A 13,373-nucleotide genomic window follows, 5' to 3' on the forward strand; every position below is an offset into this window, starting at 1 on the left:
CCAGACGATGAAACTGCTGATAGTTGAAGATGATGAACTTTTACGGCAGGGATTAACGCTGGCACTTACCAGTGAAAATTATGCCTGCGACTGCGCGTCAACCGCGGCCGAGGCGCAGAGTCTGATCCAAACCAGTCAGTACAGTCTGGTGATCCTAGATTTAGGATTGCCAGACAAAGATGGCGCAACGCTGCTGCGCCAGTGGCGACGTCAAAGTATTTCCCTGCCCGTGTTGATTCTTACCGCCCGCGATGCACTTGAAGACCGCGTCGATGGCCTTGACGCCGGTGCCGATGACTATCTGATTAAACCCTTTGCCTTAGTCGAATTACAGGCCCGTGTCCGCGCCCTGATCCGCCGTTATCAGGGGCAGAGTGACAACCAGATTTCCGTCGGCAACCTGAAAATCAATCTCTCCTCTCAGCAGGCTTATCTCAATGATGCGCCGGTAGAGGTCACGCCCAAAGAGTTCGCGATTTTGTCACGACTGATGATGCGTGCCGGGCAGACTGTAAACCGCGAGTTGCTCCAGCAAGATCTCTATACCTGGCAGGATGATTTAGGCTCCAATACGCTTGAGGTACATGTTCATAATCTGCGCCGCAAATTGGGTAAAGAAGTCATCAGAACTGTACGTGGTATCGGCTACAGGCTGGAAATAATCGTATGACCAGTATGCGCCGCCGCCTTCTGGTTATGCTGGCTCTGATCCTGTTCGTGACTCAGCTCATCAGTATTTTCTGGCTCTGGCACGAGAGCCAGGAACAAATTAACCTGCTGGTCAATGACACCCTGTCAGCCAAAGTGCGTAACGCGCACGTTGAGAAAGAAATTGCAGAAGCCATTGCTTCACTGATTGCCCCTTCCTTACTCATGATGAGTATTACTCTGGTACTGTCCTTTTGGGCCATCAGCTGGATTATTCGGCCTCTTAACCAGTTACAAAAACGACTGGAGACCCGTTCAGCCGATAACCTCTCTCCCCTGCCACTCAACAGCGAAACCAGGGAGATTGTGGCCGTGACGAATGCATTGAATCAGCTTTTCTCCCGTCTCTCCAGCACCATTCAGCAGGAACGATTGTTCACTGCGGATGCGGCTCATGAGTTGCGCACTCCACTGGCAGGCGTCCGGTTGCATCTGGAAATAATGCACAAAAAAGGCGTAGAAGGCAGCGATACTCTGATAAGCCGCATCGACCAGTTAATGCATACCATAGAGCAGTTACTTATGCTTGCCCGCGCCGGACAGAATTTTGCCAAAGGCGAATATCAGCAGGTTGACCTGATCAGTAACGTCGTTGAGCCGCTCAGAGAAGAGCTGTGTGAAATGCTCAGTGAACGCGGTCAAAACTTGAAAATACACCTGCCGCCTCGTGCTGAAATTCAGGGGGATGCTGTGCTGCTACGTTTAATGGTACGCAATCTGGTCGAAAATGCTTACCGCTACGGGCCTGAAAATAGCGACATCGGCATCACAATTGCACCGCAAGACAACGGATTCCTGATAAAGATAGACGATGCCGGTCCGGGTATTGATGAAACGAAGGCCAGTGAACTGACACAGGCTTTTAAGCGCGTCGACCAACGTTATGGAGGCAGCGGCCTGGGCTTAAATATTGTGGTGCGGATTGCGCACCTGCATGGCGGTACGCTGACATTGCGAAATCGTCCCGGCAACACTGGCCTCAGCGCACAATGCTGGCTACCGAATGTTGCATTACAAAGCTCGCTGACACTTTCACCAGACACCCGTTAATACGCGCTCCGATTAACACGCGATCAAAAAGAAAAAGGCTGCCAATGGCAGCCTTTCTTTCAGCGATGAAACGCTAATACACGGGATTAACGTTCGTAAATGATTTCTACGCCTTCGTCGTCATCTTCATCCCAGTCATCATCCCAGTCGTCGTCGGCTTCAGATTCCACTTCAGCCAGTTGTTCACGGTGATAATCATCCCACATGAACTCAACTTTCTCGGGTGCCGCTTCTTCAATCGCCATGTGCTTAGGATTTTCGTTGATGAACTTCATCACGTCCCAACACAATGCATTCACACCTTCGCGGTTTGCAGCGGAAATAAGGTAATAGTTACCTTCCCAGCCTAATGCATCAGCAATCGCTTTAGCACGCGTTTCAGCTTCTTCTTTCTCGATCAGATCAACTTTATTGAACACTAACCAGCGCGGCTTTTCAGCCAGCTTGGCGTTGTATTGCTTCAGTTCATTGATGATGACTTTGGCATTTTCGATCGGATCAGATTCATCGATCGGCGCAATGTCGATCAGGTGCAACAGAACGCGGCAACGCTCAAGGTGCTTCAGGAAGCGGATACCCAAACCAGCGCCTTCAGAAGCCCCTTCGATCAGACCGGGGATGTCTGCAACCACGAAGCTTTGTTCGTGATCCATACGTACAACACCGAGGCTTGGCACCAGTGTGGTAAACGGATAATCAGCCACTTTCGGCTTCGCTGCAGAGACGGAGCGGATAAACGTCGATTTACCTGCGTTTGGCAGACCCAGCATGCCTACATCGGCAAGCAGCATCAGTTCGAGTGCGATATCACGCTCTTCACCTTTGGTGCCCATGGTTTTCTGACGCGGTGAACGGTTCACGGAAGATTTAAAACGGGTGTTACCGAGTCCGTGGAAACCGCCTTTAGCGACCATATTAACCTGACCATTTTTGGTCATATCGGCCAGGACTTCGCCAGTGCTTTGGTCAAGAACTCGCGTTCCCACAGGCACTTTAATGGTGATGTCCTTACCGCGTTTACCAGTACAGTCGCTGCTCTGACCGTTAGTACCGCGCTCAGCACGATAAGATTTCACAAAGCGGAAATCGATCAGCGTATTGAGGTTCTCATCAGCAACGAGGTACACATCACCGCCATCACCACCGTCGCCACCGTCAGGGCCGCCACGTGGAATGTATTTTTCGCGGCGGAAGCTGACGCACCCGTTACCGCCATCACCGGCCACAACCAGAATCGTGGCTTCATCAACAAACTTCATTTGTTCTGTCTCCGTAAATCATTCGCCGGGCAGCTAAAGTTTAGCTACCAGGTTTTGCTCTGTCCGACGTGGCCACCATCGATGGCCAATTGCGGAAAACATTGCACCCGCCACCACCACAAATGCTCCCAGATAACCAATAAAATTAAGTACTGGTGCAGCAAAAAAGTCAGGCCAGGCAAGTGCCAATAAATCTGAAAATAGCAGGGTAAACAGCGGCGTGAGTGTCACTAATGCACTTACCTGAGCTGCCTGCCATCTCGCCATCGCTTCCGCTAAGGCGCCATATCCTACCAAGGTATTCGCGCCGCAAAACAACAGGCAGGCAAACTGCCAGCCGCTGAGCTGTGAAAGCACCGCAGGGCTGGCCAGCGGGAGCAATGCGATAGAACATAAAGTGTACAGCAAAAAAAGGATTTGCGGTGAAGCCAGTTGACGCAGTAAAACCTTTTGCGCCACACCGTATATCACCCAAACTGTTGCTGCCCCGACGCCAAAAATCACACCCAAAGTGTAATCCGTCAGACGGGTGAAAATCTCAATCAGACTGGTATTGAAAAACAATATCAGCCCAAAAATTAACATACTGGCGCCAATAACCTGCGTAACGCGCATCCTTTCTTTTAGGATGATTACGCTGGCCACCATCATACCGACCGGAGAAAGCTGTCCGATAACCTGAGAAGCCGTCGGGCTAAGAAATTGCAAAGAAGAACTAAAAAGAACAAAGTTTCCCAGTAATCCACAAGTTGCAATCAGCACTAAAACCAGCCAGCGCGGTCGCCTGAAAATCGCTCTCGGAGGCAGCCTTCGCCTCATGGCCAAAATGCAACCCAGCACAACGGCCGCCATCGAAAACCGATACCAAACCACAGTAAAGGGATCCATCACCACCAGAACCTGCTTCATGGCGATAGGCAAAGAGCCCCAGCTCATGGCAGTAATCAGCGCCAACAGAATCCCGACAGGTGCCTGTGATTTCGTATCCATATCCCGCCAGAATGGGCTAACCAGAATGTAAAAAGCCCCGCAACGAATTGCGGGGCTTACATCTATTTACTAAGACGCGAAAAACTTATTCAGCTTCGATGCTGATGTACTTACGGTTTTTCGGGCCTTTAACTTCGAACTTGACTTTACCGTCAGCCAAAGCAAACAGAGTGTGGTCCTTGCCGCAACCCACGTTGATACCAGCGTGGAATTTGGTGCCGCGCTGACGAACGATGATGCTGCCTGCCAGTACTGCTTCGCCGCCAAAGCGTTTTACGCCCAGACGTTTAGCTTCTGAATCGCGACCGTTACGTGTGGAGCCGCCAGCCTTTTTGTGTGCCATTGTTCCGCTCTCCTAATCTTAAGCGCTGATGCCGGTGATTTTAACGTCAGTGAACCACTGACGGTGGCCCTGCTGCTTACGATAGTGTTTACGACGACGAAACTTAACGATTTTGACCTTTTCGCCACGACCGTGAGCAACGACTTCAGCTTTGATTACACCGCCAGCCACTAAAGGCAGACCGATGTTGATTTCTTCACCGTTTGCAATCATCAGAACCTGATCGAACTCGATAGCTTCGCCAGTTGCAACGTCCAGCTTCTCCAGACGGATAGTCTGTCCTTCGCTGACACGGTGTTGTTTACCACCACTTTGGAAAACCGCGTACATATAAAACTCCGCTTTCCGCGCACTCAACTTTGTATAGTCCAGAGGGCGCTATAAATATTCACAATAGGGCGCGAATTCTACGCAAAAAATCAGCATAAGACAAGAGTACAATGACGACAAAAGAAGAAAAAAAGCGCAGTTCTTCCGATATCATTTATCTACACTGTTTTTCAAGTACAATCCCCTTTACAGTTAGCGCCATGTGCCAATGTGAGCCAGACCTCATTGCGGTGAAGAGAACAACAGCTGAAAAAACACAATGAACCTAGAACAGATTATTGATCTTACCCAGGACGACATGGCTGCAGTCAATGCATCCATCCTTGAACAGTTGAATTCAGAGGTTTCTCTCATCAATCAACTGGGATATTACATCATCAGTGGCGGCGGCAAACGTATCCGCCCGATGATAGCAGTACTGGCAGCCAAAGCACTATCCTACCAGGGCGATAAACACATCAAAGTCGCTGCTCTGATTGAGTTTATTCATACCGCCACACTGTTACATGACGATGTGGTTGACGAATCAGATATGCGTCGGGGAAAGGCCACTGCGAACGCCGCATTTGGCAACGCCGCCAGCGTATTGGTCGGCGATTTTATCTACACCCGCGCATTTCAAATGATGACAGATCTTGAATCGCTTCCTGTTCTGGCTCTGATGGCAAAAGCGGTGAATGTGATTGCAGAAGGCGAAGTGCAGCAACTGATTAATTGCAATGATCCTGACATCACAGAAGCCAGTTACATGCAGGTGATTTACAGCAAAACTGCGCGTCTTTTTGAAGCCGCGTCGCAAGCCTCTGCCATGCTGGCGGGCGGAAACAATGAGCAGATTACAGCTTTGCAAGATTATGGTCGTTATCTGGGCACCGCTTTCCAGCTGATTGATGATTTGCTCGATTACGATGCTGATGGCGAAACGCTGGGCAAAAACACTGGCGATGACCTTGATGAAGGAAAACCGACGTTGCCCCTTCTGCATGCGATGCAGCACGGTGATGCCGAACAATCCGCTATGATCCGCAAAGCTATCGAAGAGGGTAACGGGCGCCATTTATTGGAACCCGTGCTGGCAGCAATGCATCAGTGGGGCTCTCTGGCTTACACCCGCCAGCGTGCTGAAGAAGAAGCTGATAAAGCCATCCAGGCGCTTCAGGTGCTCCCGGAGTCCGAATATCGCTCTGCGCTTGAAGGCCTCGCGCATATGTCTGTAAAACGCGATTTCTGATATTTGCCTGTCGTACCTGCCAGAATAAAGCAGGCGCGACAGGCATTATTGCGCTAGTTTTTTTCAGGCTCACGTAATCTGTTGAGCAACTCAGATATCCCTTCCCTCACAATGAATGAGATCATCGTTTCACGTTCAGGTTCTCTCAGTTGCTTATAACTTTCGATCCAGATCGCCAGTGGGTCCTGATGTGACGTATACACATATTCAGCAGAACGCTCATTCATCGATAAACTGGCGGCGGCATTACCGGGCAAGCTGTCGATGTGATATTCCACTGCACGTCCCTGAACGCCCAGCCTGCGGCGTTTAATCCAGCACAATCTGCGAGCCATCCCATGCACACCTTGGGTTGACGTCGGCAGTCCTTCTTTTCCGGTCAGTTCCTTTGCTGCAAACCACTCTTTTTTCATAACATTCCTTGTTTCTTATTAAGTAAGTAAGAAAGATCGTTGTTATACATCCATGAGGGTAATGCTGATATTTTCTGGTAATGAGCGTTTATATAAAAGGTGGTATTAACATAAGTCATTTAGAAAAACACCTATGTGACAGAAAGAAGATATTCAATTTTTTGGAGTGAGTCTATAGATGTATGTAAATGCTTCCATGAATTATGTTTATCAACAGCCGGGTGAACTGATTAAATTTTTTTTCGGAAAGCAGTTTAAATAAAATCTTAAACTAAAATAAGAGGAAAATTAAAAAAAGCAAATTACAACAAGTAGATAGCCATCTAAAAAAGCAAGAAAAACCGCCTTAAATCATAATTTAAATAACTAAAATTCAATTGGTTAATTAACCCTATCAATGTATTTGTTCAAAAAAAACACATGCCAGTTACGTTTTCACTTTAAAAAAATACAATAATAAAATTATAAACTGACACAAATCACAAAAAGCAAAAGGAATTTACTTGTTTGTCTAAATCAAAATAAGAATGTATTTTCTAAATAAGTAAAATAATGGATTTTAGGAAACATTGATATGGTTTATATGAGTAGTATGAGCAATTTTTAAAAGTATGTTTAATAGCGTATTTATTGAAAATCATTTTTCAGAAGGAAGAGATCATGATGACAAGGAATGAAGACTGGCACCAGGCTGATATTATTGCAGCACTGAGAAAGAAGGGCACCACACTCGCAGCAGTATCACGATCAGCAGGCCTGAGCTCTTCGACACTTTCAAATGCATTATCACGGCCATGGCCAAAAGGAGAATTGCTTATCGCAGGCGCTTTGGGTATCCATCCCTCACTGATCTGGCCTAGCCGGTATTTTGATCCCAAAACGTTGCAAATCATTGAACGCCGTTGCCGCCCGACCAATGAAACACCGCGTTAAGAAAAACAAAAGCCGCCCGTTAACCGGCGGCTTTGTTCAATGTTCACTTATTAATAAACTGCTCACCAAGCTCGATATCTTTGCGAAGAATATCCAGCATCGAATCCAGCGATTGCTGCTCAAAAGCACTGAGCTGACCGATATCGATAAGCTCTGCAATGCCATGTTTACCTAGCAGAACCGGTTGTGCGAAAAATCGCGCATAATCGCCTTTACCTTCAACATAGGCACATTCCACAACATTCTCTTCACCCTGCATCGCCCGCATCAATGAAAGCCCGAAGCGTGCTGCAGCCTGCCCCATTGAAAGCGTGGCAGAACCGCCACCGGCTTTGGCCTCTACCACTTCCGTTCCGGCATTCTGAATGCGCTGAGTCAGTGCAACAATTTCGCTTTCAGTGAAAGAGACACCTGGGATCTGAGACAATAAAGGCAGAATCGTCACACCAGAGTGCCCGCCGATAACTGGCACTTCGATATCTTCAGGTTGCTTACCCTTCAGCTCAGCGACAAAAGTATTGGAGCGGATTGCGTCCAGAGTCGTTACGCCAAACAGTTTATTTTTGTCGTAGACGCCCGCATTTTTCAATACTTCAGCCGCAATCGCGACCGTGGTATTTACCGGGTTAGTGATAATACCAATGCAGGCTTTCGGGCAGGTACTGGCAACTTGCTGGATCAGATTCCGCACGATCCCGGCATTCACATTAAACAGGTCTGAACGATCCATGCCGGGTTTACGTGCCACCCCCGCAGAAATCAGGACGATGTCAGCCCCTTCCAGAGCCGGTTTAGCATCTTCACCACAGAAACCTTTAATTTTGACCGCGGTAGGGATATGGCTGAGATCGACGGCGACACCCGGAGTGACCGGTGCGATATCATATAATGAGAGTTCGGAACCGGAAGGTAGCTGGGTCTTGAGCAGAAGCGCGAGGGCCTGACCGATACCACCCGCAGCACCTAGAACTGCAACTTTCATCCTATACTCCTTTTTTATCATTAACTTATAAGTGTCGTGTAATTAATTGGTGTGACCTTAATCACTTACGCTGTTAAAAACAATCGCTCACCTGCAGAGAATCTGAGGTTGGTCGTTTAGAAAGTAAAAAAACATCTCTAAGATGACCTTTTTCCGCTTTTAGTGACTTTTTATCGGAAAGCTTCATCATTAAAAATAGCACCACAAAATAGGCCAGGTTAATAAATGGTTAAATTCGGTCCAATGTGAGAGCTGAATCGAGATCATCACATTAAATCCCTTGTGCAACACAGTTCACCCGCAATGCACAATTTTGGCATATTCATTAAATTGAGCTTAAAACAGCGGCACTTACATTCCTTGTTCCAAGCTTAATTCATGATTTTTGCAATTAACCTCTGTTGCATAAAAATTCAATTATCTGCATAATCAGCCCCACTATGATTCAGAGACCAGGGTGCAAAATGCGTAATCCTGCTAAACAGGAAGATTTGATCAAAGCCTTCAAGGCACTGTTGAAGGAAGAGAAATTCAGCTCTCAGGGCGAAATCGTTGTCGCACTTCAGGATGATGGTTTCGAAAATATCAATCAGTCAAAAGTCTCACGGATGCTGACAAAATTTGGTGCTGTCAGAACTCGTAATGCGAAGATGGAAATGGTGTACTGCCTGCCCGCTGAAATTGGCGTGCCGACAACCACCAGTCCTCTGAAGAATCTTGTGCTGGATATCGACCATAACGATGCCGTTGTGGTGATCCGAACCAGCCCGGGAGCCGCACAACTGATCGCGCGTTTACTCGATTCCCTGGGTAAATCCGAAGGGATCCTCGGAACAATTGCCGGTGATGATACGATCTTCACGACACCGGCCCGCGGATTTAGCGTCAAACAGTTGCACGATGCGATCCTCAGTTTGTTCGAGCAGGAGCTCTAGGGCTGCAACATTTTGCACCTCCTGTCGCTTTCATTCTGTGCCTGAGGTCAGAAGATTACCTTCTCTGACCTCATTCAACGCTATTCCCTTCCTTTATTGCTGCCTTCCGTTTCTCAAAAAAACCGCAAACGCACCGCCTTTCTGTTAAATCTCGCTACAACCTACGAAATTCCGTCACACAGATATTTCCAGGGTGTGATTCACCGCAAGAATAAGCACAAATAGTCAAATTCACTCACTCCATTGATTTTACTAAAAATTAACACGAAACGAACGTTTTTCATCCACTTTTTATGCCTTTTTGTTATTAAAAACAAAGATAGTTGACATATAACCACCCAAATAACTATTAGCGAGCTATTAATTTATGGCGTGACTAGATGTATACTCATTTCCGTGGTGTGAAGCACCAGTTGTTGGAAACATAATAAAATCGACGAGGTCAAAATCATGAAAGTTAAAACTACAATCGCAACATTAAGCATTCTCTCTGCATTGTCATTTGGCGTTTTTGCAGCACAACCTGTTACACAAGAACAAGCCGCAACAATGCAGCCTACAGGGATGATCAGCGTCAGCGGCGTAGCCGGTGCACCATCAGATATCCGTCAGGCACTGTCAGATAAAGCCGATGCCAAAGGTGCTAAAGCATTCCGTGTTATCGAAGTTCGTGAAGAAGGTAACTACCACGCGACCGCAGAAATTTACCAATAATTTCGGGTAAACGAAGCGAAGGGGCCTGAATGACTCAGGCCCGCGCTATGCGCATTAAGAAGGATTTGTCACTGCACCATCTACGTTCCCGCACGCTTTATGCGCTCCAGAACACGATATTACAGTCCTGATAAATCCAAATCTCAATCGACGTTGCTCTCTGATGAAAAGCACCAACGTCTGTGAATTCAGGAAACCATCATGAAAATTATTACCACTATTGCCGCACTTAGCCTGTTGTCTGTTGTTTCTTTTGGTGCCTCTGCCGCACAGCTTGTGACAAACCAGCAGGCAGAAAATCTGCAACCGATGGGCATGGTCAGCGTTAGCGGCGTCAACGGCGTGCCAATGGATATCCGCCAGCAGCTGTCTGATAAAGCTGAGAGCAAGGGCGCAAAATCTTTCCGTGTGATCGAAGCCCATAACGACGGTGCTTATCACGCGACAGCAGAAATCTATCAATAACATTCCTGAGTAAGTCACTGATATAAAACCGCTGTTTGATTATTTCATAAATTAGCGTTACCGGGTTTCAACAGCCACAGACCAGCGAAAATAAGCGCTGTTGAGGCTGGGAAGAGCGTTGACACTGCCACTGCCCGACTCTCTTGCTAACGATACCCTCGTCGTCCTGTCCGACGACACCCTTTAGCCCTCAAAATTTCGGGGGCTTTTTTTTGCCTGAGAAAACCTTAACACGGCGGATCACAGGCATAAAAAAAGCACAGCAACTGCTGTGCTTATTCACTATAAAAATATGATTTTACTGATCTTGTGACGCTTTCGCTTTTGCAGCCAGGGCCGTAAGCAGTTTTCCATGTATACCACCAAAACCGCCATTGCTCATCACCAGAATATGATCGCCAGGCTGAGAGGCCTTAACGACCATATCGACCAGTGAATCGACGTCTGCACTCCAGTGAGCAGGCTGAATACAGTGTTCAGCCACTTCGGCCACCTGCCAGGGAATATGCTGCGGCTGTAAAAGGAAAACTTCATCAGCACGTCCCAGGGAAGGTGCCAGTTCATTTTTACTCATGCCCATTTTCATGGTGTTTGAACGGGGTTCCAGCACGGCCAGAATACGTGCAGTTCCGCCGACTTTGCTGCGCAATGCAGAAAGCGTTGCCAGAATAGCCGTCGGATGGTGAGCAAAATCGTCGTACACGCTGACATCATTTTCTACGCCGCGCAATTCGAGACGGCGACGGGCATTAATGAAATCGCCCAATGCCTTACAGGCATCTTCCGGCTTCACGCCCACATGGCGTGCCGCAGCAATCGCCATCAGGCCGTTATGCATGTTGTGCTCGCCAACCAGATTCCACTTCACCTGCCCGACCGCTTCGCCGTGCAAATAAACCTCGAAAGTACTGGAATCTGGCGTCAGTTTCTTAGCATCCCACACACAATTTTCGGCATCACCGACAAATTCCTGCTCACTCCAGCACCCCATCGCCATCACTTGTTTCAGCGGTGTGTCGTGCTCCGGCAGAATGATTTTTCCCTTGCCCGGCACCAGACGCACCAGATGGTGGAATTGTTTCTGAATCGCTTTCAGATCATCAAAGATGTCAGCGTGATCGAATTCGAGATTGTTGAGGATCAGCGTACGCGGGCTGTAATGAACAAACTTGGAACGCTTATCGAAGAACGCACAGTCGTATTCATCAGCTTCCAGCACGATAAACGGGCTGTTGCCCAGACGCGCAGATACCTCGAAATTGCCCGGCACGCCACCAATGACGTAGCCCGGTTCATAACCGCAGGCTTCGAGGATCCACGTTACCATGCCGGCAGTGGTGGTTTTACCGTGCGTCCCCGCAACGGCAATAACCCAGCGCTCTGGCAGAACATGATCATGTAACCATTGCGGGCCTGAGACATAAGGGATCCCAAGCTCCAGCACCGCTTCGACACAAGGATTGCCGCGCGTCATCGCGTTGCCGATGATCACCAGATCCGGCTGAGGATCTAACTGGGCAGGATCGTACCCCTGGATCAGGTCGATCCCCTGATTTTCCAGCAGCGTACTCATCGGTGGATAAACGTTGTCGTCCGAACCGGTTACCTGATGCCCCTGTGCACGAGCCAGCATCGCCAGCCCGCCCATAAACGTGCCGCAAATCCCAAGAATATGAATGCGCATATATTTTCCATTAATGCCTTTAAGTCAGCCGCTATTCTACCGCTCAGAATCCTCCAGAAGAAATGGATTTGCCTATGATTCGTCCATATATTTGGGCTAAACTGCTCACGCTCTTGTGAAATTTTTATTAACGTACCGTTATCTATCCTCGATTCAGGGAAAGTGTCATGAAAACGTTAGGCGAATTTATTGTTGAGAAGCAGCAAGATTTTCCACATGCAACTGGTGAACTGACAGCGTTACTTTCAGCAATTAAACTCGGCGCTAAAATCATTCACCGTGATATCAACAAAGCGGGTCTGGTCGACATTCTGGGTACCAGTGGTGCAGAGAATGTGCAGGGTGAAGTGCAGATGAAACTTGATCTGTACGCAAATGAAAAATTAAAAGCCGCGATGAAGGCGCGTGGTGAGATTGCCGGTATCGCGTCAGAAGAAGAAGATGAGATTGTCATTTTCGAAGGTGAACGCGCTGAAAATGCAAAATACGTCATTTTGATGGATCCGCTGGATGGTTCTTCAAACATCGACGTTAACGTTTCTGTCGGGACAATTTTCTCGATTTACCGCCGTACGACTCCGCTGGGTCAGCCGGTGACGGAAGCTGACTTCCTGCAACCGGGAAACCGCCAGGTCGCCGCAGGTTATGTGGTATATGGTTCTTCCACCATGTTGGTTTACACCACCGGCGCAGGCGTTCATGCCTTTACCTACGATCCTTCACTTGGTGTTTTCTGCCTCTCTCACGAAAAAGTCTGTTTCCCTAAAAAGGGCAACATGTACTCGATCAACGAAGGCAACTACATTAAATTCCCGCTTGGCGTTAAAAAATACATCAAGTATTGCCAGGAACAGGATGAAGCGACGCAACGCCCTTACACCTCACGCTACATCGGCTCGCTGGTGGCAGATTTCCACCGCAACCTGCTGAAAGGTGGCATTTATATTTATCCAAGCACCGCCAGCCATCCGAACGGAAAACTGCGTCTGCTGTATGAATGCAACCCGATGGCTTTCCTGGCCGAGCAGGCTGGCGGTAAAGCCAGTGACGGTAAAAACCGTATCCTGGATATCATCCCGCAGAAACTGCATGAACGTGCACCATTCTTTGTGGGCAACAGTTCAATGGTGGAAGACGCGGAGCGCTTCATTGCCCAGTTCCCTGATGAATAACTGAAATACGCATCAAAAAATCATCAAAGAATGAATGTGATACCTGTGTAGCTTTGCATTGACCCAAACATAAAAAGGTGGCTTAAAAGCCTAATGCCGGTCACTTAAGGTGACCGGCATTGTTTTTTAAGGGATATTTCGACCTTTTTTCTCTCACTTCCCTC

15 protein-coding genes are annotated in these 13,373 nt (G+C 48.0%); 8 read left to right on the forward strand and 7 right to left on the reverse strand.

The window, feature by feature from the left end; all coding sequences use genetic code 11:
• Positions 1–7 precede the first annotated feature (7 nt).
• Both pmrA and pmrB read left to right on the forward strand, forming a co-directional pair.
• Positions 8–670, forward strand: coding sequence for a two-component system response regulator PmrA (gene pmrA / locus HGO41_RS19850; protein ID WP_013573810.1), 663 nt, complete (start codon positions 8–10; stop codon positions 668–670).
• Positions 667–1,758 carry a two-component system sensor histidine kinase PmrB gene (gene pmrB, locus HGO41_RS19855; RefSeq protein ID WP_250981327.1) on the forward strand — a complete coding sequence of 364 codons (1,092 nt, stop codon included), beginning with the start codon at positions 667–669 and terminating at the stop codon, positions 1,756–1,758. The genes pmrA and pmrB overlap by 4 nt, the downstream gene beginning before the upstream one ends.
• 86 nt (positions 1,759–1,844) lie before the next feature.
• Here the strand turns inward: pmrB and cgtA are convergent, their stop codons facing one another.
• From cgtA to rplU, 4 genes are all read right to left on the reverse strand, one after another.
• The gene (cgtA, locus tag HGO41_RS19860; protein WP_013573807.1) at positions 1,845–3,017 is read right to left on the reverse strand and encodes an Obg family GTPase CgtA; all 1,173 of its coding nucleotides are present in this window, start codon (positions 3,015–3,017) and stop codon (positions 1,845–1,847) included.
• 33 nt (positions 3,018–3,050) lie between these two features.
• Positions 3,051–4,007, reverse strand: coding sequence for a DMT family transporter (locus HGO41_RS19865; RefSeq protein WP_112152042.1), 957 nt, complete (start codon positions 4,005–4,007; stop codon positions 3,051–3,053).
• Positions 4,008–4,092: 85 nt separating this feature from the next.
• Complete coding sequence (gene rpmA, locus HGO41_RS19870) at positions 4,093–4,350, reverse strand: 50S ribosomal protein L27 (protein ID WP_013573805.1); 258 nt, start codon at positions 4,348–4,350, stop codon at positions 4,093–4,095.
• Between the two features lie 18 nt (positions 4,351–4,368).
• A complete protein-coding gene (rplU, locus tag HGO41_RS19875; RefSeq protein WP_013573804.1) occupies positions 4,369–4,680 on the reverse strand; it encodes a 50S ribosomal protein L21 in 312 nt (103 codons plus the stop codon).
• A gap of 259 nt (positions 4,681–4,939) precedes the next feature.
• Here rplU and ispB point away from each other — a divergent pair, with 259 nt between their 5' ends.
• Positions 4,940–5,911 carry an octaprenyl diphosphate synthase gene (gene ispB, locus HGO41_RS19880; protein ID WP_013573803.1) on the forward strand — a complete coding sequence of 324 codons (972 nt, stop codon included), beginning with the start codon at positions 4,940–4,942 and terminating at the stop codon, positions 5,909–5,911.
• A 53-nt stretch (positions 5,912–5,964) separates the two neighbouring features.
• Here the strand turns inward: ispB and HGO41_RS19885 are convergent, their stop codons facing one another.
• Entirely contained in the window at positions 5,965–6,324 is a 360-nt protein-coding gene (locus HGO41_RS19885) for a DNA-binding protein (protein WP_013573802.1), read from the reverse strand.
• Between the two features lie 660 nt (positions 6,325–6,984).
• Here HGO41_RS19885 and HGO41_RS19890 point away from each other — a divergent pair.
• Positions 6,985–7,257, forward strand: coding sequence for a helix-turn-helix domain-containing protein (locus tag HGO41_RS19890; protein ID WP_013573801.1), 273 nt, complete (start codon positions 6,985–6,987; stop codon positions 7,255–7,257).
• Between the two features lie 43 nt (positions 7,258–7,300).
• Here the strand turns inward: HGO41_RS19890 and mdh are convergent, their stop codons facing one another.
• Positions 7,301–8,239, reverse strand: a complete 939-nt coding sequence (mdh, locus tag HGO41_RS19895) for a malate dehydrogenase (RefSeq protein ID WP_037034246.1) — start codon at positions 8,237–8,239, stop codon at positions 7,301–7,303.
• Between the two features lie 464 nt (positions 8,240–8,703).
• Between mdh and argR the strand changes: the two genes are divergently transcribed.
• The 3 genes from argR to yhcN (HGO41_RS19910) all read left to right on the forward strand — a co-directional run bounded on the left by argR (position 8,704) and on the right by yhcN (HGO41_RS19910) (position 10,353).
• Positions 8,704–9,174, forward strand: coding sequence for a transcriptional regulator ArgR (argR, locus tag HGO41_RS19900; protein ID WP_013573799.1), 471 nt, complete (start codon positions 8,704–8,706; stop codon positions 9,172–9,174).
• Positions 9,175–9,624: 450 nt separating this feature from the next.
• Positions 9,625–9,888 (forward strand): peroxide/acid stress response protein YhcN, encoded by a 264-nt coding sequence (yhcN, locus tag HGO41_RS19905; protein WP_013573798.1) that lies wholly within the window; start codon positions 9,625–9,627, stop codon positions 9,886–9,888.
• A 201-nt stretch (positions 9,889–10,089) separates the two neighbouring features.
• Complete coding sequence (gene yhcN, locus HGO41_RS19910) at positions 10,090–10,353, forward strand: peroxide/acid stress response protein YhcN (RefSeq protein ID WP_014411566.1); 264 nt, start codon at positions 10,090–10,092, stop codon at positions 10,351–10,353.
• A 298-nt stretch (positions 10,354–10,651) separates the two neighbouring features.
• On the opposite strand, the gene mpl is transcribed toward yhcN (HGO41_RS19910), so the two are convergent.
• Positions 10,652–12,037 (reverse strand): UDP-N-acetylmuramate:L-alanyl-gamma-D-glutamyl-meso-diaminopimelate ligase, encoded by a 1,386-nt coding sequence (mpl, locus tag HGO41_RS19915; protein WP_112152041.1) that lies wholly within the window; start codon positions 12,035–12,037, stop codon positions 10,652–10,654.
• 167 nt (positions 12,038–12,204) lie between these two features.
• Here mpl and fbp point away from each other — a divergent pair, with 167 nt between their 5' ends.
• The gene (gene fbp / locus HGO41_RS19920) at positions 12,205–13,209 is read left to right on the forward strand and encodes a class 1 fructose-bisphosphatase (RefSeq protein ID WP_013573794.1); all 1,005 of its coding nucleotides are present in this window, start codon (positions 12,205–12,207) and stop codon (positions 13,207–13,209) included.
• Positions 13,210–13,373 lie beyond the last annotated feature (164 nt).

This window comes from Rahnella sp. CG8, assembly GCF_023701875.1.
Classification (GTDB): domain Bacteria; phylum Pseudomonadota; class Gammaproteobacteria; order Enterobacterales; family Enterobacteriaceae; genus Rahnella; species Rahnella aceris.

Coding starts and splice junctions, on each gene's coding strand:
- HGO41_RS19890 (WP_013573801.1), top strand. CDS start 6,985: ATGATGACAAGGAATGAAGACTGGCACCAGGCTGATATTATTGCAGCA.
- argR (WP_013573799.1), top strand. CDS start 8,704: ATGCGTAATCCTGCTAAACAGGAAGATTTGATCAAAGCCTTCAAGGCA.
- cgtA (WP_013573807.1), bottom strand. CDS start 3,017: ATGAAGTTTGTTGATGAAGCCACGATTCTGGTTGTGGCCGGTGATGGC.
- ispB (WP_013573803.1), top strand. CDS start 4,940: ATGAACCTAGAACAGATTATTGATCTTACCCAGGACGACATGGCTGCA.
- rpmA (WP_013573805.1), bottom strand. CDS start 4,350: ATGGCACACAAAAAGGCTGGCGGCTCCACACGTAACGGTCGCGATTCA.
- mpl (WP_112152041.1), bottom strand. CDS start 12,037: ATGCGCATTCATATTCTTGGGATTTGCGGCACGTTTATGGGCGGGCTG.
- rplU (WP_013573804.1), bottom strand. CDS start 4,680: ATGTACGCGGTTTTCCAAAGTGGTGGTAAACAACACCGTGTCAGCGAA.
- HGO41_RS19885 (WP_013573802.1), bottom strand. CDS start 6,324: ATGAAAAAAGAGTGGTTTGCAGCAAAGGAACTGACCGGAAAAGAAGGA.
- HGO41_RS19865 (WP_112152042.1), bottom strand. CDS start 4,007: ATGGATACGAAATCACAGGCACCTGTCGGGATTCTGTTGGCGCTGATT.
- yhcN (WP_013573798.1), top strand. CDS start 9,625: ATGAAAGTTAAAACTACAATCGCAACATTAAGCATTCTCTCTGCATTG.
- yhcN (WP_014411566.1), top strand. CDS start 10,090: ATGAAAATTATTACCACTATTGCCGCACTTAGCCTGTTGTCTGTTGTT.
- mdh (WP_037034246.1), bottom strand. CDS start 8,239: ATGAAAGTTGCAGTTCTAGGTGCTGCGGGTGGTATCGGTCAGGCCCTC.
- fbp (WP_013573794.1), top strand. CDS start 12,205: ATGAAAACGTTAGGCGAATTTATTGTTGAGAAGCAGCAAGATTTTCCA.
- pmrB (WP_250981327.1), top strand. CDS start 667: ATGACCAGTATGCGCCGCCGCCTTCTGGTTATGCTGGCTCTGATCCTG.
- pmrA (WP_013573810.1), top strand. CDS start 8: ATGAAACTGCTGATAGTTGAAGATGATGAACTTTTACGGCAGGGATTA.